18 protein-coding genes are annotated in these 22,305 nt (G+C 53.7%); 14 read left to right on the forward strand and 4 right to left on the reverse strand.

The features are described 5' to 3' along the window. Positions 1-115 precede the first annotated feature (115 nt). From pflB to ycaO, 3 genes are all read right to left on the reverse strand, one after another. On the reverse strand, positions 116-2,398 hold the full coding sequence (gene pflB / locus APU02_RS05890; RefSeq protein WP_060569528.1) for a formate C-acetyltransferase: 2,283 nt from the start codon (positions 2,396-2,398) through the stop codon (positions 116-118). Positions 2,399-2,455: 57 nt separating this feature from the next. Beyond that, a complete protein-coding gene (gene focA / locus APU02_RS05895) occupies positions 2,456-3,313 on the reverse strand; it encodes a formate transporter FocA (protein WP_042288150.1) in 858 nt (285 codons plus the stop codon). 405 nt (positions 3,314-3,718) lie between these two features. Further along, positions 3,719-5,479: a 30S ribosomal protein S12 methylthiotransferase accessory factor YcaO gene (gene ycaO / locus APU02_RS05900; RefSeq protein ID WP_060569793.1), complete on the reverse strand. Its 1,761-nt coding sequence runs from the start codon at positions 5,477-5,479 to the stop codon at positions 3,719-3,721. Between the two features lie 136 nt (positions 5,480-5,615). Between ycaO and APU02_RS05905 the strand changes: the two genes are divergently transcribed. From APU02_RS05905 to APU02_RS05970, 14 genes are all read left to right on the forward strand, one after another. Further along, positions 5,616-6,308 carry a DUF421 domain-containing protein gene (locus APU02_RS05905; protein ID WP_060569529.1) on the forward strand — a complete coding sequence of 231 codons (693 nt, stop codon included), beginning with the start codon at positions 5,616-5,618 and terminating at the stop codon, positions 6,306-6,308. A gap of 199 nt (positions 6,309-6,507) precedes the next feature. Continuing rightward, positions 6,508-7,596 carry a 3-phosphoserine/phosphohydroxythreonine transaminase gene (serC, locus tag APU02_RS05910; RefSeq protein WP_060569530.1) on the forward strand — a complete coding sequence of 363 codons (1,089 nt, stop codon included), beginning with the start codon at positions 6,508-6,510 and terminating at the stop codon, positions 7,594-7,596. A 71-nt stretch (positions 7,597-7,667) separates the two neighbouring features. Beyond that, positions 7,668-8,951, forward strand: a complete 1,284-nt coding sequence (aroA, locus tag APU02_RS05915) for a 3-phosphoshikimate 1-carboxyvinyltransferase (RefSeq protein ID WP_060569531.1) — start codon at positions 7,668-7,670, stop codon at positions 8,949-8,951. A gap of 141 nt (positions 8,952-9,092) precedes the next feature. After that, complete coding sequence (locus tag APU02_RS05920; RefSeq protein WP_060569532.1) at positions 9,093-9,854, forward strand: M48 family metallopeptidase; 762 nt, start codon at positions 9,093-9,095, stop codon at positions 9,852-9,854. A gap of 172 nt (positions 9,855-10,026) precedes the next feature. Further along, on the forward strand, positions 10,027-10,710 hold the full coding sequence (cmk, locus tag APU02_RS05925; protein ID WP_042288138.1) for a (d)CMP kinase: 684 nt from the start codon (positions 10,027-10,029) through the stop codon (positions 10,708-10,710). Between the two features lie 113 nt (positions 10,711-10,823). Beyond that, positions 10,824-12,497 carry a 30S ribosomal protein S1 gene (rpsA, locus tag APU02_RS05930; RefSeq protein ID WP_042288135.1) on the forward strand — a complete coding sequence of 558 codons (1,674 nt, stop codon included), beginning with the start codon at positions 10,824-10,826 and terminating at the stop codon, positions 12,495-12,497. A 155-nt stretch (positions 12,498-12,652) separates the two neighbouring features. Continuing rightward, positions 12,653-12,937: an integration host factor subunit beta gene (ihfB, locus tag APU02_RS05935; protein ID WP_000167332.1), complete on the forward strand. Its 285-nt coding sequence runs from the start codon at positions 12,653-12,655 to the stop codon at positions 12,935-12,937. Between the two features lie 204 nt (positions 12,938-13,141). Beyond that, complete coding sequence (locus APU02_RS05940) at positions 13,142-15,406, forward strand: ComEC family protein (protein WP_060569533.1); 2,265 nt, start codon at positions 13,142-13,144, stop codon at positions 15,404-15,406. Positions 15,407-15,442: 36 nt separating this feature from the next. Further along, positions 15,443-17,191, forward strand: a complete 1,749-nt coding sequence (msbA, locus tag APU02_RS05945; RefSeq protein WP_060569534.1) for a lipid A ABC transporter ATP-binding protein/permease MsbA — start codon at positions 15,443-15,445, stop codon at positions 17,189-17,191. Continuing rightward, on the forward strand, positions 17,188-18,165 hold the full coding sequence (gene lpxK / locus APU02_RS05950; RefSeq protein ID WP_060569535.1) for a tetraacyldisaccharide 4'-kinase: 978 nt from the start codon (positions 17,188-17,190) through the stop codon (positions 18,163-18,165). Before msbA ends, lpxK begins: the two co-directional genes overlap by 4 nt. Positions 18,166-18,206: 41 nt before the next feature. Then, a complete protein-coding gene (locus APU02_RS05955) occupies positions 18,207-19,439 on the forward strand; it encodes a winged helix-turn-helix domain-containing protein (protein ID WP_060569536.1) in 1,233 nt (410 codons plus the stop codon). A 51-nt stretch (positions 19,440-19,490) separates the two neighbouring features. Next, positions 19,491-19,673, forward strand: a complete 183-nt coding sequence (gene ycaR / locus APU02_RS05960) for a protein YcaR (RefSeq protein ID WP_042288120.1) — start codon at positions 19,491-19,493, stop codon at positions 19,671-19,673. Then, positions 19,670-20,416 (forward strand): 3-deoxy-manno-octulosonate cytidylyltransferase, encoded by a 747-nt coding sequence (gene kdsB / locus APU02_RS05965; protein WP_060569537.1) that lies wholly within the window; start codon positions 19,670-19,672, stop codon positions 20,414-20,416. The genes ycaR and kdsB overlap by 4 nt, the downstream gene beginning before the upstream one ends. Before the next feature lie 153 nt (positions 20,417-20,569). Continuing rightward, positions 20,570-21,463, forward strand: a complete 894-nt coding sequence (locus APU02_RS05970) for a YcbJ family phosphotransferase (RefSeq protein WP_042288113.1) — start codon at positions 20,570-20,572, stop codon at positions 21,461-21,463. On the opposite strand, the gene elyC is transcribed toward APU02_RS05970, so the two are convergent. Continuing rightward, a complete protein-coding gene (gene elyC, locus APU02_RS05975; RefSeq protein WP_060569538.1) occupies positions 21,440-22,219 on the reverse strand; it encodes an envelope biogenesis factor ElyC in 780 nt (259 codons plus the stop codon). The genes APU02_RS05970 and elyC overlap by 24 nt on opposite strands. Positions 22,220-22,305: the final 86 nt, after the last annotated feature.

Raw genomic sequence — 22,305 nt, forward strand, 5'->3', positions numbered from 1 at the left:
GGCAGATACCCAAAGTATAGATAACTGACAAACCAGGCTGTGAGGCGGGCTATTTGCTAAAAAGGCCCCACTTACGTGGAGCCTTTATTCTACGCTTTTTCAGTCAGACAGGGAATTACATGGTCTGAGTGAAAGTACGGGTGATAACGTCCTGCTGCTGTTCTTTCGTCAGGGAGTTAAAACGTACTGCGTAACCTGATACACGAATGGTCAGCTGCGGATATTTTTCCGGATGTTCCATCGCGTCGAGCAGCATTTCACGGTTCATGACGTTCACGTTCAGGTGCTGACCACCTTCGATGGACGCTTCGTGATGGAAGTAACCATCCATCAGACCCGCCAGGTTAGTCTTACGAACTTCGTCGTCTTTACCCAGTGCGTTCGGTACGATAGAGAAGGTGTAAGAGATACCATCTTTCGCGTAAGCAAACGGCAGTTTAGCCACGGAGGTCAGAGAGGCAACCGCACCTTTCTGGTCACGACCGTGCATCGGGTTAGCACCTGGTCCGAACGGCGCGCCAGCACGACGACCGTCTGGGGTGTTACCGGTTTTCTTACCATACACAACGTTAGAGGTGATGGTCAGCACAGACTGAGTCGGGATAGCGTTACGGTAGGTAGTGAGTTTCTGAATTTTCTTCATGAAACGTTCTACCAGGTCAACCGCCATGTCATCAACGCGAGCGTCGTTGTTACCAAACTGCGGGTATTCGCCTTCGATTTCGAAGTCGATAGCCAGACCGTCTTCGTCACGAATCGGTTTCACTTTCGCATATTTGATAGCAGACAGGGAGTCAGCCGCAACGGACAGACCTGCGATACCGCATGCCATGGTGCGAATCACGTCACGGTCGTGCAGCGCCATCAGAGAGGCTTCGTAGCTGTACTTGTCGTGCATGTAGTGGATAACGTTCAGCGCGGTGACATACTGCTTAGCCAGCCAGTCCATGAAGTGATCCATGCGGTCCATCACTTCGTCAAAGTTCAGAACATCGCCTTTGATCGGTTCAGATTTCGGACCCACCTGCATTTTCAGTTTTTCATCAACGCCGCCGTTGATTGCGTACAGCATGGTTTTCGCCAGGTTTGCACGCGCACCGAAGAACTGCATTTGTTTACCCACAACCATCGGGCTTACGCAGCATGCGATAGCGTAGTCGTCGTTGTTGAAGTCCGGACGCATCAGGTCATCGTTCTCGTACTGCAGAGAAGAGGTGTCGATGGACACTTTAGCGGCGAATTTCTTGAAGTTCAGCGGCAGTTTTTCAGACCACAGAACGGTGATGTTCGGCTCCGGAGAAGGACCCATGGTGTACAGGGTATTCAGGAAGCGGAAGCTGTTTTTGGTGACCAGAGTACGGCCATCTACGCCCATACCACCGATAGATTCTGTTGCCCAGATTGGGTCGCCAGAGAACAGTTCATCATATTCCGGGGTACGCAGGAAGCGAACCATACGCAGTTTCATGACCAGGTGGTCAATCATTTCCTGAGCGTCTTGCTCGGTGATTTTGCCCGCTTTCAGGTCACGTTCAATGTACGCATCCAGGAAGGTGGAGACACGACCGAAGGACATTGCCGCGCCGTTCTGAGACTTAACGGCAGCCAGGTAGCCGAAGTAGGTCCACTGGATAGCTTCCTGAGCGTTGGTAGCCGGACCAGAGATATCGCAGCCGTATTTCGCCGCCATCTCTTTGATCTGACCCAGCGCGCGGTGCTGTTCAGCGATTTCTTCACGCAGACGAATCGTCGCTTCCAGGTTTACGCCATTCTCCAGGTCAGACTGCAGAGAGGTAAACTGCGCGAATTTATCTTTCATCAGGTAGTCGATACCGTACAGCGCAACGCGACGGTAGTCACCGATGATACGACCACGGCCATATGCGTCTGGCAGACCGGTCAGAACACCGGATTTACGGCAACGCAGGATGTCCGGAGTATAAACGTCGAACACGCCCTGGTTGTGCGTTTTACGGTATTCAGTGAAGATTTTTTTCAGCATCGGGTCCAGCTCGCGATTGTACGCTTTGCAGGAACCTTCAACCATTTTGATACCGCCGAACGGGATGATCGCACGTTTCAGCGGCGCTTCAGTCTGCAGACCAACGATTTTCTCAAGGGCTTTGTTAATGTAGCCAGCGTCGTGAGAAGTGATGGTAGAAGCAACAGAGGTGTCAAAGTCAACAGGCGCGTGAGTGCGGTTTTCCTGTTTAACGCCTTCCATTACGCTGTCCCACAGCGCTGTGGTGGCTTCAGTCGCGCCAGCCAGGAAGGACTCGTCACCCTCATACGGAGTGTAGTTTTTCTGGATGAAGTCACGGACGTTTACTTCATTCTGCCAGTCACCTTTGGTAAAACCTTCCCAGGCTGTGGCTAACTTTTCATTAAGCTCGGACATGTAACACCTACCTTCTTAAGTGGATTTTTTATTTACTGCGCAGTGCGAAAATCAGAATTAATGATGATCGTTGCCGCGCAGATAAATGACCCAGTATGTCAACCCGACCAACAAACCGCCGCCGATAATGTTACCGATCGTAACCGGAATCAGGTTATCAGTGATGAAGTTCATCACGGTCAGGTGAGAAAAACTTTCCGGAGTAGACCCAACAGCGGTCCAGAATTCCGGTGTGGCGAAATCACGGATAACAATACCCATCGGGATCATAAACATGTTTGCGATACTGTGCTCAAAACCGCTGGCAACAAACATGGCGACCGGTAAAACCATGATAAACGCTTTATCCATCAGGCTACGACCTGAATAGCTCATCCATACGGCCAGGCACACCATCAGGTTAGCGAGGATGCCGAGACAGACGGCTTCAATAAAAGTATGGTGCATTTTGTGGTCGGCGGTTTGCAGAACATTGAGTCCCCATTGACCATTGGCGGTCATGTACTCGCCGGAAAGCCACATCAATAGCACAAAGAGCAGGCAACCCACCAGGTTACCAAAATAGACATTCAACCAGTTTTTCGCTAACTGGCCCCAGGTAATACGCCCACTGGCTTTGGCAACAACAATCAAAACGGTGGAGGTAAAGAGGTCAGCGCCGCAAATTACGCAAAGGATCAACCCCAAAGAGAAGCAGATACCGCCAATCAGTTTCGCCATACCAAAGGGCATCGTACCCGTGCCGGTCGTCGCAGTGATATAGAAAACAAAGGCGATGGAGATAAATACACCGGCGGTAATCGCCAGGTAGAAAGTCTTAAGCGGATGTTTCGTTGCTTTATAGACACCTGCTTCCTCGGCCACTTTGGCCATTGCAGCAGGGAGTAAAAGATCAAAAGGGTTGTCAGCTTTCACACTAACTCTCTCTTTATTAAGTCGGCGACGAGATACTAACAAAGCATTATAGATGAGAAATTGATACAGATCATATCTCGCCTGGCTTATAGGCCCGTAAAGCGCATGGTTTTTATGCGATTTCGGTGTAATTTATTGATTATCCTAATAAAAATAAATTTTAAAATTTAGCAAATGAGTTGAATTTTTTCCTTCCTGGGTCTGTTGAGCGGTTAATTAATATGGAGTAATTGCCAAATAAGGTAACAAATAGCGGTTAATAATAGTAATATTAACTACCAATATTTAACCTTGTTATTACATTTATATTTGGCTCTTCAAAAATAAGTAAAACGGGGCACGTAAAGCGCCCCGTAATATAGCTCAGACGATAATTAACGCCTACAGTCAGTAAGCCAATTGCCTTTATTTTGACCAGTATGCGGCTTTTGCGCGCTGCAGCTTTTCATACGCTTTCAGCAGAGACTGGTGTGAAGCGAAGGCATGAAGATCGCAATCCACCGGCTGCAGGCCGTAGAAAGCCGCTTCACCGCTCAGCGCCGCGCTTGCCGCTTCTACCGCATCCGCGCCATACATACGCACAAAGGCGTTCAGATATTGCAGCGGTTCGCGCTCTTCTTCCTGGGAAAGCAGCAGCAGCGTTTGCAGACAACGATAATAGTTGGCTCGCGCCGGCGTAAAGACGGACGCGTTGAACTCCATTGTCCATTCGGTCCAGATAAGCGCCTGTTCCAGATCGCCGCCCGCCAGAGCCAGCATCGCTTTCAGCTCGCCAATACGCAGGGTATACCAGCCATTATCCGGACCCGTCGCCAGGCCCAACAGTTCGCGCACGCGGGTAAAGTCATCAAACCCTTCATCATCTAACTGCTCGATAAGACGGAGATACTCTTCTTTTTCCCAGTTGCTACCCGGAAGCGAAAGCAGAGTATCGCGAAGATGCGTTCCCATGCTGTTATTCGCGAGCCACAGATCCTCGGCAGGATAGATGTCAGACATACCCGGTACGATGATACGGCAGGCGTACACACCAAGATGTTCATAATCGGCGATGTAGACCTCTTTATCTTCGGCGTTGAAGATGGCCATTAACGTTGCGAACTCCTCTTCGGTAGTGCCAGAGAAGTTCCAGTCGACGAACGGGTAGTCGGCATCCTGCTTGAACAGATCCCACGAGATCAGACCGCTGGAGTCGATAAAGTGGGTTTCCAGATTGGTGTGCTCGGCCACTTCTTCGTCGTCGAAGGTGGGTGGGGTAAACACATCGAGATCTTTCAGTCCACGGCCCTGCAGCAGTTCGGTCACGGTACGTTCCAGCGCGACGCCGAAATCCGGATGGGCGCCAAAAGAGGCAAAACAGGTGCCGTTAGCCGGGTTGAACAGGACAACGCAGATCACCGGATAGTTGCCGCCCAGCGAGCCGTCATAGGCAAAAATCGGGAAACCTTCCGCTTCCAGTGTCGCAATGGACTCCACCACCGACGGATAGCGCGCCAGTACATAGGCAGGGATCTCCGGCAGACTGATACTTTCGGCAATGATGCGATTTTTCACATAACGCTCAAAGACTTCCGACAGTCCCTGGACTCGCGCTTCATTACGGGTATTACCGGCGGACATACCGTTAGAGACGTACAAATTGCCGATAATGTTCATCGGAATATAGACGGTCTGGTTATCTGACTGGCGAGTAAAAGGCAGGCCGCACACGCCGCGTTCCTCGTTGCCGGACTGGAGATCGATCAACATACTGCCGGCGAGTTCGTTTTCCGGATCGTAGAAAGCGCGCAGACGCGCGTCAAGCAACCCTTCCGGCACGTCGTCACTGTCGTTCAGCGGGAACCATTTTTCGTTAGGGTAATGCACAAACGGGCCGTTGGCGATGGTATCGCCAAGCCAGAAATCGGCAAAGAAATAGTTCGTCGACAGACGCTCAAAATATTCGCCCAGCGCAGAGGCCAGCGCCGCTTTTTTCGTCGCGCCTTTGCCGTTGGTAAAGCACAGCGCGCACTCTTTGTCGCGGATGTGCACCGACCAGACGTTTGGCACCGGATTCAGCCATGAGGCTTCTTCAATATGGAAACCGAGATCGAGCAATTTTTGCTGGAAGCGAGCGATGGAATCTTCCAGGGCGGCGTCTTTGCCGGGAATAAATGTTTGCGTCATGAAAATCACTTTTGTCGTACGGAAAGCGCGCAATGATACGGGTTTTATCTGACTGACGCTATCGCCGCCACGAACGCGGCGGAAATAAAAGTTTTGACTATGCTTTTATGCAGTAAACCACCATAAGAGCAGAGAAATGAAAGCGTTTGATCTACAACGGATGGCACTGGACAAAGTGCCACTGGAATTTTTGGGCGAGGTTGCGTTACGTAGTCTTTATACCTTTGTACTGGTCTATCTGTTTCTTAAGCTGACGGGACGGCGCGGCGTGCGCCAGATGTCGCTTTTTGAAGTGTTGATTATTTTGACGCTGGGCTCCGCGGCAGGGGACGTCGCTTTTTATGATGATGTCCCAATGCTGCCGGTGCTGGTGGTCTTTATCATAATTGCGCTGCTTTACCGGTTGGCGATGTGGCTGATGGCGCGTAGTGAAAGGATTGGCGATTTACTGGAGGGGAAACCGGTCGTCATCATTGAAGATGGCGAGCTGGCATGGTCCAAACTGAATCATGCCAATATGACGGAGTTTGAGTTCTTTATGGAACTGCGTCTGAATGGCGTAGAGCAGCTTGGTCAGGTGCGGCTGGCGATACTGGAAACCAACGGGCAAATCAGCGTCTATTTCTTTGAAGAAGAAAAGATAAAACCCGGTCTGAGCATTTTGCCTAAATATTGCACCGAGCGATTTCATGTCGTTCCCGAAACGGGAGATTACGCCTGCGTGCGTTGCAGCGAAGTCATTACCCTTAACGCTGGCGACAGGCAAGATTGTCCGCGCTGCAAGAATCCAGAATGGTCGAAGGCCAGTCGGGCAAAAAGTGTGCTCTGACAGCAAAAATATCGGTCATTCGCCATCAATCCGACAGATTGTGTTGTGTGAGCGAACACTCATTTTAACCGCGCCGATTATTACCCGTTGCGGCGCGTATCACTGAATGATAAAACCAATATCCACAGGAATAACGTAAACCCACTCTTTGCGCTTCGTCAGAGCGTGGGTGAATAACAATGCAACGTGGTGAGGGGAAATGGCTCAGGTTTTCAATTTTAGTTCAGGCCCGGCAATGTTACCGGCAGACGTGCTCAAACAGGCTCAACAGGAACTGTGCGACTGGAACGGTCTTGGCACCTCCGTCATGGAGGTGAGCCACCGCGGTAAAGAATTTATCCAGGTCGCAGCGGAAGCGGAACAGGATTTTCGCGATCTCCTCAACATCCCTTCCAATTATAAAGTTCTGTTCTGTCACGGCGGCGGACGCGGGCAGTTTGCGGCTATTCCGCTGAATATTTTGGGAAATAAAACCACCGCAGACTACGTGGACGCCGGTTACTGGGCGGCCAGCGCGGTAAAAGAAGCGAAAAAATACTGCACCCCAAACGTGATTGATGCCAAAGTCACCGTGGACGGACTGCGCGCGGTCAAGCCGATGAGCGAATGGCAACTCTCGGATAACGCGGCGTATATGCACTACTGCCCGAACGAAACCATTGACGGCATTGCCATTAATGAAACGCCGAATTTTGCCTCCGATGTGGTCGTGACGGCTGATTTCTCCTCAACGATTCTTTCGGCGCCGTTAGACGTTTCCCGCTACGGCGTTATCTATTCAGGCGCGCAGAAAAACATCGGACCTGCCGGGCTGACGATTGTGATCGTTCGCGAAGACCTGTTAGGAAAAGCGCACACCAGCTGCCCGTCGATTCTCGACTACACCGTTCTGAACGATAACGACTCAATGTTTAATACGCCACCAACTTTTGCCTGGTATCTTTCCGGCCTAGTATTTAAATGGCTGAAGGCGAATGGCGGCGTCGACGCGATGCATAAAATCAATCAGCAGAAAGCCGAACTGCTGTATGGCGTGATTGATAACAGCGATTTCTACCGCAACGATGTGGCGAAAGCCAACCGTTCCCGCATGAACGTACCGTTCCAACTGGCGGACAGCGCGCTGGACAAACTGTTCCTTGAAGAGTCTTTTGCGGCAGGTCTTCACGCGCTGAAAGGCCACCGTGTGGTGGGGGGAATGCGTGCGTCCATTTATAACGCGATGCCGCTGGAAGGCGTCAAAGCCCTGACCGACTTTATGGTCGATTTCGAACGTCGTCACGGCTAAATAAGTGTGGCGTTTCATCCCCACAGCGTCGTCTGTGGGGTTTTTATTTTTGTTTTTTGAGAGTTGAGTACATGGAATCCCTGACGTTACAACCCATCGCGCGGGTCGATGGCACCATTAATCTGCCTGGCTCTAAGAGCGTGTCTAACCGCGCTTTGCTCCTGGCGGCGTTAGCCCATGGCACCACCGTTCTGACCAACCTGTTAGACAGCGATGATGTGCGCCATATGCTCAATGCGCTGAGCGCGTTGGGGATCAATTACACCCTTTCTGCGGATCGTACCCGTTGCGAAATCACCGGCAACGGTGGTCCGCTACAGGCTACCGGCGCACTGGAGCTGTTTCTGGGCAACGCCGGAACGGCCATGCGTCCGCTTGCCGCAGCGCTTTGCCTCGGTACAAACGACATTGTGCTGACCGGCGAGCCGCGTATGAAAGAGCGACCAATTGGTCATCTGGTTGATGCGCTGCGTCAGGGCGGGGCCTGTATTGACTATCTGGAGCAGGAAAACTATCCGCCGCTTCGTCTGCGCGGTGGCTTTACCGGCGGTCAGGTTGAGGTTGATGGCAGCGTTTCCAGCCAGTTTTTGACCGCACTGTTAATGACTGCCCCTCTGGCGTCGCAGGAAACCATCATCAGCATTAAAGGCGAGCTGGTGTCGAAGCCGTATATCGACATTACGTTAAATCTGATGAAAACCTTCGGCGTAGAAATTGAAAACCATCACTATCAGCGTTTTGTCGTGAAAGGCCGTCAGCAATACCAGTCTCCCGGTGTTTACCTGGTCGAAGGCGATGCTTCATCCGCCTCTTATTTCCTTGCCGCGGGAGCCATTAAAGGCGGGACGGTAAAGGTGACCGGTATTGGTCGCAAAAGTATGCAGGGGGACATTCGCTTCGCGGATGTGCTGGAAAAAATGGGGGCGACACTGACCTGGGGCGATGATTTTATTGCCTGTACTCGCGGTGAGCTAAATGCCGTTGATATGGACATGAACCACATTCCCGATGCGGCAATGACCATTGCGACGACGGCGCTGTTTGCTAAAGGTACGACCACGCTTCGTAACATCTATAACTGGCGCGTCAAAGAGACCGACCGTCTGTTTGCGATGGCGACCGAGTTGCGTAAAGTAGGGGCGGAAGTGGAAGAGGGGCGCGACTATATTCGCATCACCCCGCCAGCGAAATTACAGTTTGCTGAAATTGGCACCTATAACGATCACCGTATGGCGATGTGTTTTTCGCTGGTGGCGTTATCCGACACGCCGGTGACCATTCTTGATCCGAAATGTACCGCTAAAACCTTCCCGGATTATTTCGAGCAGTTGGCGCGTATTAGCACTCCCGCCTGATTATCTTTCGCGCCAGCCTTTGCGCTGGCGCGCTTGCGTCCGCTTTCGTACTTTATTTACCCTTATCGCTAATGCTACCTTCCTCTCGATTTAACCTCTTGATTTATATCTTTTTATTATAAATATCATTGGAAGATTAGCATGAAAAATAAATCATTGCTGCTGGCGGTGGCGATTTCCGCTACGTTAATGGCTGGCTGTAAAAATGGCGTCAACGGCGATTTACTCGCCAGTTCCGGCGTCGCTGCTTACAAAGCGGCGACGCTTTCGGATGCGGACGTCAAAGCGCTGTCTGCTGAGTCCTGCAAACAGATGGACAGTGAAAATAAACTGGCGGGTTCTAAGAGCAAATACACGAAGCGGCTAAATAAAATCGCGAAAGCGCTGGGCAATAACATTGACGGCACGCCGGTATCTTACAAGGTATATATGACCCGTGAGATCAACGCATGGGCAATGGCCAACGGCTGTGTTCGCGTCTATTCAGGCCTGATGGATCTGATGACCGATAACGAAATCGAAGGCGTTCTGGGGCATGAGTTAGGCCACGTCTCGTTAGGGCATTCCCGTAAAGCCATGCAAACGGCCTATGCAACGTTGGCGGCCCGTGACGCCCTCTCCGCTACCAGCGGAGTGGCGTCCAAACTGTCGCAATCTCAACTCGGCGACCTGGCCGAAGGGGTAATCAACTCTTCGTTCTCCCGCAGCCAGGAATCGGATGCTGATGATTTCTCCTATGACCTGCTGAAGAAACGCGGCATAAATACCCAGGGACTGGTCACCGCATTCGATAAATTCGCCACCATGGACGCGGGGCATGCGAAATCATTGATGGACTCCCACCCCGCCTCAGCCGATCGCGCTCAGCACATGCGCGACCGTATTGCCGCCGACAAAAAGTAAAACATTGTCATCTTTTGGGCTGGTTATGCACCAGCCCGCTATAATTGCGCAATTATTCTTCATCTGAATACAGACGATTCGGGTTTTTGCACACAACGTTAACGATTGTGGGCGTTGGCGCGTATAATGCGCGGCGTTTACGTTAACGGTGTGCCTGTTTAAGGAGAGAAAGATGACGGCAATTGCCCCGGTAATTACCATTGATGGCCCAAGTGGTGCAGGAAAGGGCACCTTGTGCAAGGCAATGGCGGAAGCATTGCAATGGCATCTGCTGGACTCTGGTGCTATCTATCGCGTGTTAGCGCTGGCGGCGCTGCATCATCATGTCGATGTCGCCTCTGAAGATGCGCTGGTTCCGTTGGCGACCCATCTTGATGTGCGCTTTGTCTCAACCAACGGAAATCTGGAAGTGATTCTCGAAGGCGAAGATGTGAGCGGTGAAATTCGCACGCAGGAAGTGGCGAACGCTGCGTCACAGGTCGCCGCCTTTCCACGCGTGCGTGAAGCGCTGTTGCGTCGTCAACGCGCCTTCCGTGAGTTGCCTGGCCTGATCGCGGACGGACGGGATATGGGGACGGTGGTTTTTCCGGACGCGCCGGTGAAAATCTTCCTTGACGCCTCCTCTGAAGAACGTGCGCATCGCCGTATGCTACAGTTGCAGGAAAAGGGCTTTAGTGTTAACTTTGAACGCCTTTTGGCCGAGATCAAAGAACGCGACGATCGCGACCGAAACCGTGCTGTAGCGCCGTTAGTTCCCGCTGCTGATGCTTTAGTTTTAGATTCAACCCGATTAAGCATTGAGCAAGTGATTGAAAAAGCGCTACAATACGCGCGCCAAAAACTGGCACTCGCTTAAAAGCGACCGAATTTGCAGTACCCCCGTTGCAATGGAATGACAGCGGGTATGTTAAACAACCCCATCCGGCATGGAGTCAGATGGACGTTAAATATGAAACCTGAAGATTAAACATGACTGAATCTTTTGCTCAACTGTTTGAAGAATCCTTAAAAGAAATCGAAACCCGTCCGGGTTCCATCGTTCGCGGTGTTGTTGTTGCTATCGACAAAGACGTAGTACTGGTTGACGCTGGTCTGAAATCTGAGTCCGCCATCCCGGCTGAGCAGTTCAAAAACGCCCAGGGCGAGCTGGAAATCCAGGTGGGTGACGAAGTTGACGTTGCTCTGGATGCAGTAGAAGACGGCTTCGGTGAAACCCTGCTGTCCCGTGAGAAAGCTAAACGTCACGAAGCATGGATCACGCTGGAAAAAGCTTACGAAGATGCTGAAACTGTTACCGGTGTTATCAACGGCAAAGTTAAGGGCGGCTTCACTGTTGAGCTGAACGGTATTCGTGCGTTCCTGCCAGGTTCCCTGGTAGACGTTCGTCCGGTGCGCGACACGCTGCACCTGGAAGGCAAAGAGCTTGAGTTCAAAGTCATCAAGCTGGATCAGAAGCGCAACAACGTTGTTGTTTCTCGTCGTGCCGTTATCGAATCCGAAAACAGCGCAGAGCGCGATCAGCTGCTGGAAAACCTGCAGGAAGGCATGGAAGTTAAAGGTATCGTTAAGAACCTCACTGACTACGGTGCATTCGTTGATCTGGGTGGCGTTGACGGCCTGCTGCACATCACCGATATGGCCTGGAAACGCGTTAAGCATCCGAGCGAAATCGTAAACGTTGGCGACGAAATCACTGTTAAAGTGCTGAAGTTCGACCGCGAGCGTACCCGTGTATCCCTGGGCCTGAAACAGCTGGGCGAAGATCCGTGGGTTGCTATCGCTAAGCGTTACCCGGAAGGTACCAAACTGACCGGTCGCGTGACCAACCTGACCGACTACGGTTGCTTCGTTGAAATCGAAGAAGGCGTTGAAGGCCTGGTACACGTTTCCGAAATGGACTGGACCAACAAAAACATCCACCCGTCCAAAGTTGTTAACGTTGGCGACGTAGTGGAAGTGATGGTTCTGGATATCGACGAAGAACGTCGTCGTATCTCCCTGGGTCTGAAGCAGTGCAAATCTAACCCGTGGCAGCAGTTTGCGGAAACCCACAACAAGGGCGACCGTGTTGAAGGTAAAATCAAGTCTATCACTGACTTCGGTATCTTCATCGGCCTGGACGGCGGCATCGACGGCCTGGTTCACCTGTCTGACATCTCCTGGAACGTTGCAGGCGAAGAAGCAGTACGTGAATACAAAAAAGGCGACGAAATCGCAGCTGTTGTTCTGCAGGTTGACGCAGAGCGCGAGCGTATCTCTCTGGGCGTTAAACAGCTGGCAGAAGATCCGTTCAACAACTGGGTTGCACTGAACAAGAAAGGCGCAATCGTAAACGGTAAAGTGACTGCAGTTGACGCGAAAGGCGCAACCGTAGAACTGGCTGACGGCGTTGAAGGTTACCTGCGCGCTTCTGAAGCTTCCCGTGACCGCGTTGAAGATGCAACACTGGTTCTGAGCGTAGGCGACGACGTTGAAGCGAAATTCACCGGCGTTGACCGTAAGAACCGTGCAATCAGCCTGTCTGTTCGTGCGAAAGACGAAGCTGATGAGAAAGATGCCATCGCAACTGTTAACAAACAGGAAGATGCAAACTTCTCTAACAACGCAATGGCTGAAGCATTCAAAGCAGCTAAAGGCGAGTAATTCTTTGAAACTTCGGGATGTTTCATCGCGAAGTCAGATGAGATTACTTGACAGATTACAGGATTCGTTCTGTAATCAATGACAAAGGGCGGCTACGGCCGCCCTTAATCAATGCAACAGCAGCGCTTATATGCCTTATAGGAACCGGAGGAATCATGACCAAGTCAGAATTGATTGAAAGACTTGCAACCCAGCAATCTCATATTCCCGCAAAAGCGGTTGAAGATGCAGTTAAAGAGATGCTGGAACATATGGCCTCGACTCTTGCGCAGGGCGAGCGTATTGAAATCCGCGGTTTCGGCAGCTTCTCTTTGCACTATCGCGCACCACGAACCGGGCGTAACCCGAAGACTGGCGATAAAGTCGAGCTGGAAGGAAAATACGTTCCGCACTTTAAGCCAGGTAAAGAACTGCGCGATCGCGCCAATATTTACGGTTAAGTTTCCTCAAAACGTAACCTGCGAAAAAGCACCTTTCTGGTGCTTTTTTCATTTCTGACGCTCCATTCTGGAAGACGCCCCGCAATAAATTTGGCGGTTTACAACACGGTGATAAAAACGCTGGAAACCGCATCGTAAAGCCTGCCATTACCGCCTGACAGACCGTTGGCTAACCTGCACACTTCCGCTCACACGGAGGTGTTCATGAAAATCACGACGGTCAGCCTGTGCGCGCTATGCGGTATTTTCCCTTTGCTTTTCTTACCGGCTTTGCCTGATACGCTTTGGCTTGTCAGTCTTTTCGCGCTGGCCTGTTCGCTAACGCTTTTCTCCGGCAAATGGATGCAGCTTGCCGGGCTGGTTCTGTTGTTTTTTCTGTGGGGCGTTTTCGCGGCTAAACAGTCGCTTTGGGCCGGAAACACGCTGCCGGTAAAAAATCAGGACGCCATTATCGAGCTGACCGCGACGGATAACATCACAACACACGCCGGACGTATCACTCATCTGGCAGGGCGTCGTCTTTTTCCTTCGGTGGGTATCGTTCTTTATGGGCAGTATTTGCCGTCCGAACCCTGTGCAGGGCAGCGCTGGGCGATGACGATTAGGATCAGGGCTGTTCACGGGCAGTTAAATGACGGGGGATTTGACAGCCAGCGCTACGCCCTGGCACAGCATCAACCGCTCACAGGCCGTTTTCTGCGGGCAAAAATCCTGGACGGGGAATGCAGTTGGCGAGCCAGATATCTCGCATCACTGAAAGCCAGGCTGGCTGAGTATCCGTGGCAGCAGGTGATAGTCGGTCTGGGGATGGGGGAACGTCTGGCGATAACGAAAGAGGTGAAAAACATCCTTCGCGATACCGGCACCGCCCATCTGATGGCGATTTCCGGGTTGCATATTGCCTTAATGGCTCTGCTCGTCAGTGGATTGCTTCGTGGCGTTCAGTTTCTGCTGCCGGTGCGCTGGATCCACTGGCAGCATCCGCTTATCGGCGGGCTGCTCGGCGCCATATTCTACGCCTGGCTAACCGGTCTTCAGCCACCCGCGCTGCGTACGATCATTGCGCTATTTGTCTGGACGGCGCTAAAGCTGAGTGGACGGCAGTGGAGCGGATGGGCCGTCTGGTGCAGCTGTCTGGCGGCGATTGTTATTTGCGATCCGTTGGCGGTGCTCTCCCAGAGCCTGTGGCTTTCCGCTTTCGCCGTTGCGGCCCTGCTGTTCTGGTATCAATGGTTTCCCTGTCCGGAGTGGACGTTACCGCGGGCAGGGCGTTTATTGGTCGAGCTGGCCCATTTACAGTTGGGGATGACGCTGTTGCTTTTGCCGCTGCAAATCGCGTTGTTTCACGGCCTTAGCCTGACCTCTTTTGCGGCGAATTTATTCGCCGTGCCGCTGGTAACGTTTATTAGCGTACCGCTGATCCTCGCAGGAATGGTGGCGCACGTCAGCGGGCCGTTAGTGGTTGAGTCTGTACTGTGGTATCTGGCCGATCGCTCGCTTGCCGCCGTGTTCTGGGCGTTAACCCAATTGCCGAAAGGATGGATAGCGGTAGATGCGCGCTGGCAGTGGCTGGTTTTCGCTCCCTGGCTGGTGCTTGTTGGCTGGCGGTTTAATGCCTTACGGGTGTTACCCGGACTCTGCCTGGCAACGCTTGCCCTGCTCAGTTGGCCTTTCTGGAGTCCGCCGCGTACCGATATGTGGCACGCACATATGCTGGATGTTGGACAAGGATTGTCGGTAGTTATCGCGCGTAACGGCAAAGCGCTGTTGTACGACACCGGGCTGGCCTGGCCTGATGGGGATAGCGCGCAACACATTATTATTCCGTGGCTACGCTGGCATCATCTGGAGCCAGAAGGGATTATTCTCAGCCATGAACATCTTGATCACCGGGGTGGGCTAGACTCTATGCTGAGCACCTGGCCCGGGCTTTGGGTCCGCAGTCCGTTAGGCTGGCGAAATCATTTACCGTGTTATCGCGGTGAGGTCTGGTACTGGCAGGGATTGCGTTTCAGCGCGCACTGGCCGTTAAAAGGCGATCGCGGCAAGGGCAATAATCACTCCTGTGTGGTGAAGATCGACGATGGTCGCCACAGTCTACTGTTGACGGGCGACATAGAGGCGCCAGCTGAGCAACGGATGCTGAGTCATTACTGGCAGCATCTGTCGGCTACGATTATTCAGGTGCCGCATCATGGCAGCAATACGTCCTCTTCGCTGGCACTCATACAGCGGGTTAATGGCGAGATGGCGCTGGCCTCGGCATCGCGTTATAACGCCTGGCGGTTACCGTCATGGAAGGTCAGACAGCGCTATCAGCAGCAGGGGTACCAGTGGCGCGATACCCCGCATCAGGGGCAAATTTCGCTGGATTTCTCCGCACAGGGCTGGCGCATAAGCAGCCTACGGGAGCAAATTTTACCGCGTTGGTATCATCAGTGGTTTGGCGTGTCAGGCGATAACGGGTAGAATATGCGGCTATTTCAACAAATGCTGGTTTTTTGAATGCATAACGATAAAGATCTCTCTACGTGGCAGACGTTTCGCCGACTGTGGCCTACCATTGCGCCTTTCAAAGCGGGTCTGATCGTGGCGGGTGTGGCGTTAATCCTCAACGCGGCCAGCGATACCTTCATGTTATCGCTCCTCAAACCTTTACTTGATGAAGGTTTTGGTAAAACCGATCGCTCAGTGCTGCTCTGGATGCCGCTGGTGGTCATTGGGCTGATGATATTACGTGGTATTACCAGCTATATCTCCAGTTACTGCATCTCCTGGGTATCGGGCAAAGTGGTGATGACCATGCGTCGCCGTTTGTTTGGTCATATGATGGGAATGCCCGTCGCCTTCTTCGATAAGCAATCTACCGGGACTCTGCTCTCCCGCATCACCTATGATTCTGAACAGGTGGCTTCCTCGTCCTCCAGCGCGTTGATTACCGTTGTGCGCGAAGGCGCGTCGATAATCGGCCTGTTTGCCATGATGTTCTATTACAGCTGGCAACTGTCGATTATCCTCGTGGTGCTGGCGCCGATTGTGTCGATTGCGATCCGCGTGGTATCAAAGCGTTTTCGCGCCATCAGTAAAAACATGCAGAACACGATGGGGCAGGTCACGACCAGCGCCGAGCAAATGCTGAAGGGACACAAAGAAGTCCTGATCTTTGGCGGCCAGGAAGTTGAGACCAAACGCTTTGATAAGGTGAGCAACAAAATGCGTCTGCAGGGGATGAAAATGGTCTCCGCGTCGTCTATTTCTGACCCCATCATCCAGCTTATCGCCTCGCTGGCGCTGGCGTTTGTGTTGTATGCGGCTAGCTTCCCGAGCGTTATGGAGAGCCTGACGGCGGGGACCATTACCGTTGTCTTTTCGGCAATGATCGCCCTGATGCGTCCGCTGAAATCTCTGACTAACGTCAACGCCCAGTTCCAGCGCGGTATGGCGGCGTGTCAGACTCTGTTTGCGATTCTCGACAGCGAACAGGAAAAAGATGACGGTAAACGCGTTATTGAACGCGCCAGCGGCGATCTGGAATTCCGCAATGTTACCTTTACCTATCCGGGACGCGAAGTGCCTGCGCTGCGCAACATCAACCTGAAAATTCCGGCGGGTAAGACGGTCGCGCTGGTGGGGCGCTCTGGCTCCGGTAAGTCGACGATCGCCAGTCTGATTACGCGTTTCTACGACATCGATGAAGGCGAAATCCTGATGGATGGTCACGAGCTGCGTGACTATACGCTGGCGTCCCTGCGTAATCAGGTTGCGCTGGTGTCGCAGAATGTGCATCTGTTCAACGATACGGTAGCCAACAACATTGCCTATGCGCGTAACGAGCATTACACCCGTGAGCAGATCGAAGAGGCTGCTCGTATGGCTTATGCAATGGATTTCATCAATAAGATGGATAATGGCCTCGATACCATCATCGGGGAAAACGGCGTGCTGCTCTCCGGCGGTCAACGCCAGCGTATCGCCATTGCGCGTGCGCTGTTGCGTGACAGCCCAATCCTGATTCTGGATGAAGCGACGTCGGCGCTTGATACCGAGTCTGAGCGCGCCATCCAGGCGGCGCTGGACGAGTTGCAGAAAAACCGCACATCGCTGGTGATTGCGCATCGCCTTTCTACCATTGAACAGGCTGATGAAATTGTGGTGGTGGAAGACGGCGTGATCGTAGAACGCGGGACGCATAGCGAACTGCTGGCGCATCATGGCGTTTATGCGCAGCTACACAAAATGCAGTTTGGTCAATGATCGCACGCATCTGGTCCGGTGAATCGCCTCTGTGGCGGCTACTCCTGCCGCTCTCCTGGCTGTATGGCCTGGTGAGCGGGGCGATTCGTCTGTGCTATCGGCTGGGCATCAAACGCGCCTGGCGCGCCCCGGTGCCGGTTGTTGTGGTGGGAAACCTGACGGCAGGCGGTAACGGCAAAACGCCGGTGGTGATCTGGCTGGTGGAGCAGCTTCAGCGACGTGGACTGCGCGTTGGTGTTGTTTCGCGAGGCTACGGCGGCAAAGCGGCTGCCTATCCCCTGTTGTTGAGCGCTGAAACCACTACGGCCGAGGCGGGTGATGAACCCGTGCTGATTTATCAGCGTACCGGGGCGCCGGTTGCCGTATCGCCTCATCGCCCGGAGGCGGTTCAGGCGATACTGGCGCAGCATGACGTCCAGATTATCGTGACTGACGATGGTTTGCAGCACTATCGTCTGGCGCGTGATGTTGAGATCGTGGTCATTGACGGCGTTCGCCGCTTCGGTAACGGCTGGTGGTTACCGGCAGGGCCGATGCGTGAACGTGCAGGCCGTCTGAAAACCGTTGATGCGACGATTGTTAATGGCGGTGTGCCGCAGCCGGGCGAAATTCCAATGCGTCTGGAGCCGGGGCTGGCGGTAAATTTGCGCACTGGCGAGCGGCGTAACGTCGCGCAGTTACACAATGTCGTTGCGATGGCAGGCATTGGTCATCCGCCACGTTTTTTCGCCACGCTTGAAGCCTGCGGCGTGCAGCCGCAAAAGTGTGTCGCACTGGCGGATCACCAGGCGTTGCGCGCGCGTGACGTACAGGCATTGCTGAATGCAGAGCAAACGCTGATCATGACGGAAAAAGATGCCGTGAAGTGTCGCGCGTTTGCAGAAGATAACTGGTGGTATCTCCCTGTCGATGCGCATTTGTCGGGGAACAAACCTGAAGCGTTACTTGAAAAGCTGATCTCGCTGGCGCGTTAGCATTCTGACACGAGGGCAGCGAATGAATGATGGAGTCATCAATGTCGTTGCCGTCCCTTTCTCTTAAAGAGGCCCGTCTTCTCCACCTCGCTGCACAGGGCTTACTGCGCAAGCCACGCCGTCGAGCCCGTGAGTCCGATATTCTCGCGACCATAACCCGCATGTCGCTGTTGCAAATCGACACCATCAATATTGTCGCGCGCAGCCCTTATCTGGTGTTGTTCAGCCGTCTGGGGGATTATCCCTCGCAGTGGCTTGACGCCGCGCTGACTCGCGGCGAGCTAATGGAGTACTGGGCGCACGAAGCCTGCTTTTTGCCGCGCAGCGACTTCAAGCTCATACGTCACCGGATGTTGACCCCGGAAAACATGGGCTGGAAGTACAAAGCGGCGTGGATGAACGACCATGCCGGGGAAATTGAACAACTCATACAGCATATTCAGCATAACGGCCCGGTGCGGTCGGCGGATTTTGCGCATCCACGTAAGGGAACCAGCGGATGGTGGGAGTGGAAGCCGCATAAGCGCCACCTGGAAGGGCTGTTCACCGCCGGGAAACTGATGGTGGTTGAACGGCGCAACTTTCAGCGCGTTTATGATTTAACCCATCGCGTGATGCCGCACTGGGATGATGAGCGCGACCTGCTACCGCGCGCCCAGGCTGAGCTGTTCATGCTGGACAACAGCGCCCGTAGCCTTGGCATTTTTCGCGAGCAATGGCTGGCGGATTACTATCGGCTAAAGCGACCCGATCTACAGCGCTGGCGAGAGACGCGCGCGGAGCAACAGCAAATTATTCCCGTTGAAGTCGACACGCTCGGTACGCTGTGGCTACACGCTGAGCTCCTGCCGCTGCTTGAACAGGCGCAGGCGAAAAAGTTGAGCGCGACGCACAGCGCGGTTCTGTCGCCGTTTGACCCGGTGGTCTGGGATCGTAAACGCGCGGAACAACTCTTCGGTTTCAGTTATCGGCTGGAATGCTACACCCCCGCGCCGAAACGGCAGTTTGGTTATTTTGTCCTGCCGTTGCTTCACCGGGGACAGCTGGTTGGTCGGATGGACGCCAAAATGCACCGTAAAACAGCGGTGCTGGAGATCATTTCGCTGCACCTGGAAAAGGGCGTCGCGTCCGGGATTTCGCTACAGAACGGCTTAAAACAGGCGATTGACGATTTTGCCCGCTGGCAGCAGGCCACGCGCGTGACGTTAGGCCACTGCCCGCCGGGACTGTTCACGGAATGTCGGCAGGGCTGGGAATTAGACGCAGACGCGTGAACGATTATGATAAGATTTACCGATTCACTGTCCGGTCCATCTGGAGGAACTATGGATCATCGTCTGCTTGAAATCATCGCCTGCCCGGTTTGTAACGGGAAACTCTGGTTTAACCAGGAAAAACAAGAACTGATCTGCAAACTGGATAACCTTGCGTTTCCCCTGCGTGACGGCATTCCCGTCCTGCTGGAAACAGAAGCCCGCGTGCTGGCGGCTGACGAGGGGAAATCATGAGTTTCGTGGTCATCATCCCCGCGCGCTATGCGTCAACGCGCCTGCCTGGCAAACCGCTGCTGGATATTAATGGCAAGCCGATGATAGTGCACGTCCTGGAGCGCGCCCGTGAATCCGGCGCCGAGCGTATTATCGTCGCAACCGATCACCACGATGTCGCGCGCGCCGTTGAGGCTGCGGGCGGCGAAGTCTGCATGACCCGCGCTGACCACCAGTCTGGCACGGAACGTCTGGCGGAAGTCGTCGAGAAGTGCGGGTTTAGCGATGACACCGTGATTGTTAACGTTCAGGGTGACGAGCCGATGATCCCGGCGGTCATTATTCGTCAGGTCGCAGAAAACCTGGCGCAGCGTCAGGTCGGCATGGCTACGCTGGCGGCACCGATCCACGGCGCGGAAGAAGCCTTTAATCCCAACGCGGTCAAAGTTGTGCTGGATGCGGAAGGCTATGCGCTTTACTTCTCGCGCGCGACAATCCCATGGGATCGTGACCGATTCGCCAAAAGCCTGGAAACCGTTGGCGATACCTTCCTGCGCCATCTGGGGATTTACGGCTACCGTGCCGGTTTCATTCGCCGTTACGTGAGCTGGCAGCCCAGCCCGCTGGAGAACATCGAGATGCTGGAGCAGCTCCGTGTGCTGTGGTACGGCGAAAAGATCCACGTCGCGGTGGCGAAAGAAGTTCCCGGTACCGGGGTGGATACCGCCGAAGATCTTGAGCGCGTCCGCGCCGAAATGCGTTAATGTTCCCTTACGACGCATCGTCCGATCCCGGGCGGCGCGTCGTACCGTTACGATTTTCCTCACATTTTCTTGTCAACAATTGATCTCATCCGGGTGACATCTGCCCCTCTGGCGCTCATTATAAAAGCAGTAGCGTTTATAAGGGTAAACTGAATGGAACAGCTGCGTGCCGAATTAAGCCATTTACTGGGCGAAAAACTAAGCCGTATTGAATGCGTGAATGAAAAAGCCGATACGGCGCTGTGGTCACTGTATGACAGCCATGGCAATCCGATGCCGCTGATGGCCAGAAGTTTCACCACTCCCGGCGTCGCGCAGCAGCTGGCGTGGAAAATCACTATGCTGGCGCGCAGCGGTACCGTCCGGATGCCGGTCGTGTATGGCGTAATGACCCACGACGAGCACCCCGGCCCCGACGTGTTGCTGCTGGAACGCCTGCGGGGCGTGTCTGTGGAAGCGCCAGCGCGCACCCCGGAGCGTTGGGAGCAGCTTAAAGATCAGATCGTCGAAGGTCTGCTCGCCTGGCATCGTCAGGACAGCCGGGGCTGCGTCGGCGCGGTGGATAATACCCAGGAAAACATCTGGCCCTCCTGGTATCGCCAGCGTGTTGAAGTGCTATGGAGCACGCTCAATCAGTTCAACAACACCGGGCTGACGATGCAGGACAAAAGGATCCTGTTTCGAACGCGGGAATGCCTCCCTGCGTTATTCGAGGGGTTCAATGATAATTGCGTGCTGGTGCATGGCAATTTCAGCCTGCGCAGTATGTTAAAAGATGCCAGAAGCGATCAGCTTCTGGCGATGGTGGGGCCGGGCATTATGCTCTGGGCGCCGCGGGAATATGAACTGTTCCGTCTGATGGATAACGCGCTGGCGGAAGATCTGCTCTGGCATTACCTGCGCCGCGCGCCTGTGGCAGAGTCGTTTATCTGTCGGCGTTGGCTTTATGTCTTATGGGACGAAGTGGCCCAGTTGGTCAATACCGGGCGCTTTAGCCGCGCTAACGTCGATCTTGCGGCGAAATCACTCCTGCCCTGGCTCGCCTGACAGTCCTTTCAGCCACTGCCAGATACGCCCCAGCGTCTCATAACCCACGCGATCGCTGTGCATCAGCCAGACCGGCGAGGGGAGCGCGTATTCCCACGGATTCAGCGGTGAATCAATTGCCAACTGATTTGCCGGGGCAGGCAGCGGATCCAGCCCGACGCGTTGAAAGAAAATCATCGCCCGCGGCAGGTGCGAGGCGGACGTCACTAACAGGAACGGCGCGTTGCCAATGGCCCGCTTCACCGCCAGCGCTTCTTCTTCAGTATCTTTCGGCTGCTCCAGGGTAATAATATCTGCGCGAGGCACGCCTAACGATTCGGCGACGCGCGCGCCGACTTCCGCGGTACTGACCGGATTAGTCAGCGCGGGCGCGCCGGTAAAGATCAGCTTCGAACCCGGATTCGCCCGCCATAAGCGAATGCCCTCATTAAGGCGTGGCAGGCTGTTACTGATCAGGTTGGAGCTGGGCGCCCACTCGGGATTCCAGGTATAGCCGCCGCCCAGCACGACGATGTAGTCCACTTTTCGTGTCTCCTGCCAGGTGGGATACCGGCTTTCTATCGGCCGAAGCAGTCCGTCCGCAACGGGCTGCAGGCTAAGCAAAAACAGCGCCAGCCAGCCTGCGCTGATTATCACCTTCCCGGTTTTCTGAAAACGGCTAAACCACAGCAACATCAACCCTGCGCCGATCGCTAACAACAGGAAAGGGAGAGGCAGCAGCATGCCGCCAATCACTTTCTTTAGTGTAAAAAGCATTCTTTTTGGTTCCTTTTTTAACCATACAGCAGAAGAATAATCAGGATATTACACCAGACAGGTTCATTCTCCGCTCGGGTGTGACA

The sequence above is a fragment of the Citrobacter sp. 50677481 genome (assembly GCF_001463265.1).
GTDB classification, from domain to species: Bacteria; Pseudomonadota; Gammaproteobacteria; order Enterobacterales; family Enterobacteriaceae; genus Citrobacter_A; species Citrobacter_A sedlakii.

Excerpts from the sequence above, each read along its gene's own strand:
- pflB (WP_060569528.1), bottom strand. The coding sequence starts at position 2,398 with ATGTCCGAGCTTAATGAAAAGTTAGCCACAGCCTGGGAAGGTTTTACC.
- ycaO (WP_060569793.1), bottom strand. The coding sequence starts at position 5,479 with ATGACGCAAACATTTATTCCCGGCAAAGACGCCGCCCTGGAAGATTCC.
- APU02_RS05905 (WP_060569529.1), top strand. The coding sequence starts at position 5,616 with ATGAAAGCGTTTGATCTACAACGGATGGCACTGGACAAAGTGCCACTG.
- serC (WP_060569530.1), top strand. The coding sequence starts at position 6,508 with ATGGCTCAGGTTTTCAATTTTAGTTCAGGCCCGGCAATGTTACCGGCA.
- aroA (WP_060569531.1), top strand. The coding sequence starts at position 7,668 with ATGGAATCCCTGACGTTACAACCCATCGCGCGGGTCGATGGCACCATT.
- APU02_RS05920 (WP_060569532.1), top strand. The coding sequence starts at position 9,093 with ATGAAAAATAAATCATTGCTGCTGGCGGTGGCGATTTCCGCTACGTTA.
- cmk (WP_042288138.1), top strand. The coding sequence starts at position 10,027 with ATGACGGCAATTGCCCCGGTAATTACCATTGATGGCCCAAGTGGTGCA.
- rpsA (WP_042288135.1), top strand. The coding sequence starts at position 10,824 with ATGACTGAATCTTTTGCTCAACTGTTTGAAGAATCCTTAAAAGAAATC.
- ihfB (WP_000167332.1), top strand. The coding sequence starts at position 12,653 with ATGACCAAGTCAGAATTGATTGAAAGACTTGCAACCCAGCAATCTCAT.
- APU02_RS05940 (WP_060569533.1), top strand. The coding sequence starts at position 13,142 with ATGAAAATCACGACGGTCAGCCTGTGCGCGCTATGCGGTATTTTCCCT.
- msbA (WP_060569534.1), top strand. The coding sequence starts at position 15,443 with ATGCATAACGATAAAGATCTCTCTACGTGGCAGACGTTTCGCCGACTG.
- lpxK (WP_060569535.1), top strand. The coding sequence starts at position 17,188 with ATGATCGCACGCATCTGGTCCGGTGAATCGCCTCTGTGGCGGCTACTC.
- APU02_RS05955 (WP_060569536.1), top strand. The coding sequence starts at position 18,207 with ATGTCGTTGCCGTCCCTTTCTCTTAAAGAGGCCCGTCTTCTCCACCTC.
- ycaR (WP_042288120.1), top strand. The coding sequence starts at position 19,491 with ATGGATCATCGTCTGCTTGAAATCATCGCCTGCCCGGTTTGTAACGGG.
- kdsB (WP_060569537.1), top strand. The coding sequence starts at position 19,670 with ATGAGTTTCGTGGTCATCATCCCCGCGCGCTATGCGTCAACGCGCCTG.
- APU02_RS05970 (WP_042288113.1), top strand. The coding sequence starts at position 20,570 with ATGGAACAGCTGCGTGCCGAATTAAGCCATTTACTGGGCGAAAAACTA.
- elyC (WP_060569538.1), bottom strand. The coding sequence starts at position 22,219 with ATGCTTTTTACACTAAAGAAAGTGATTGGCGGCATGCTGCTGCCTCTC.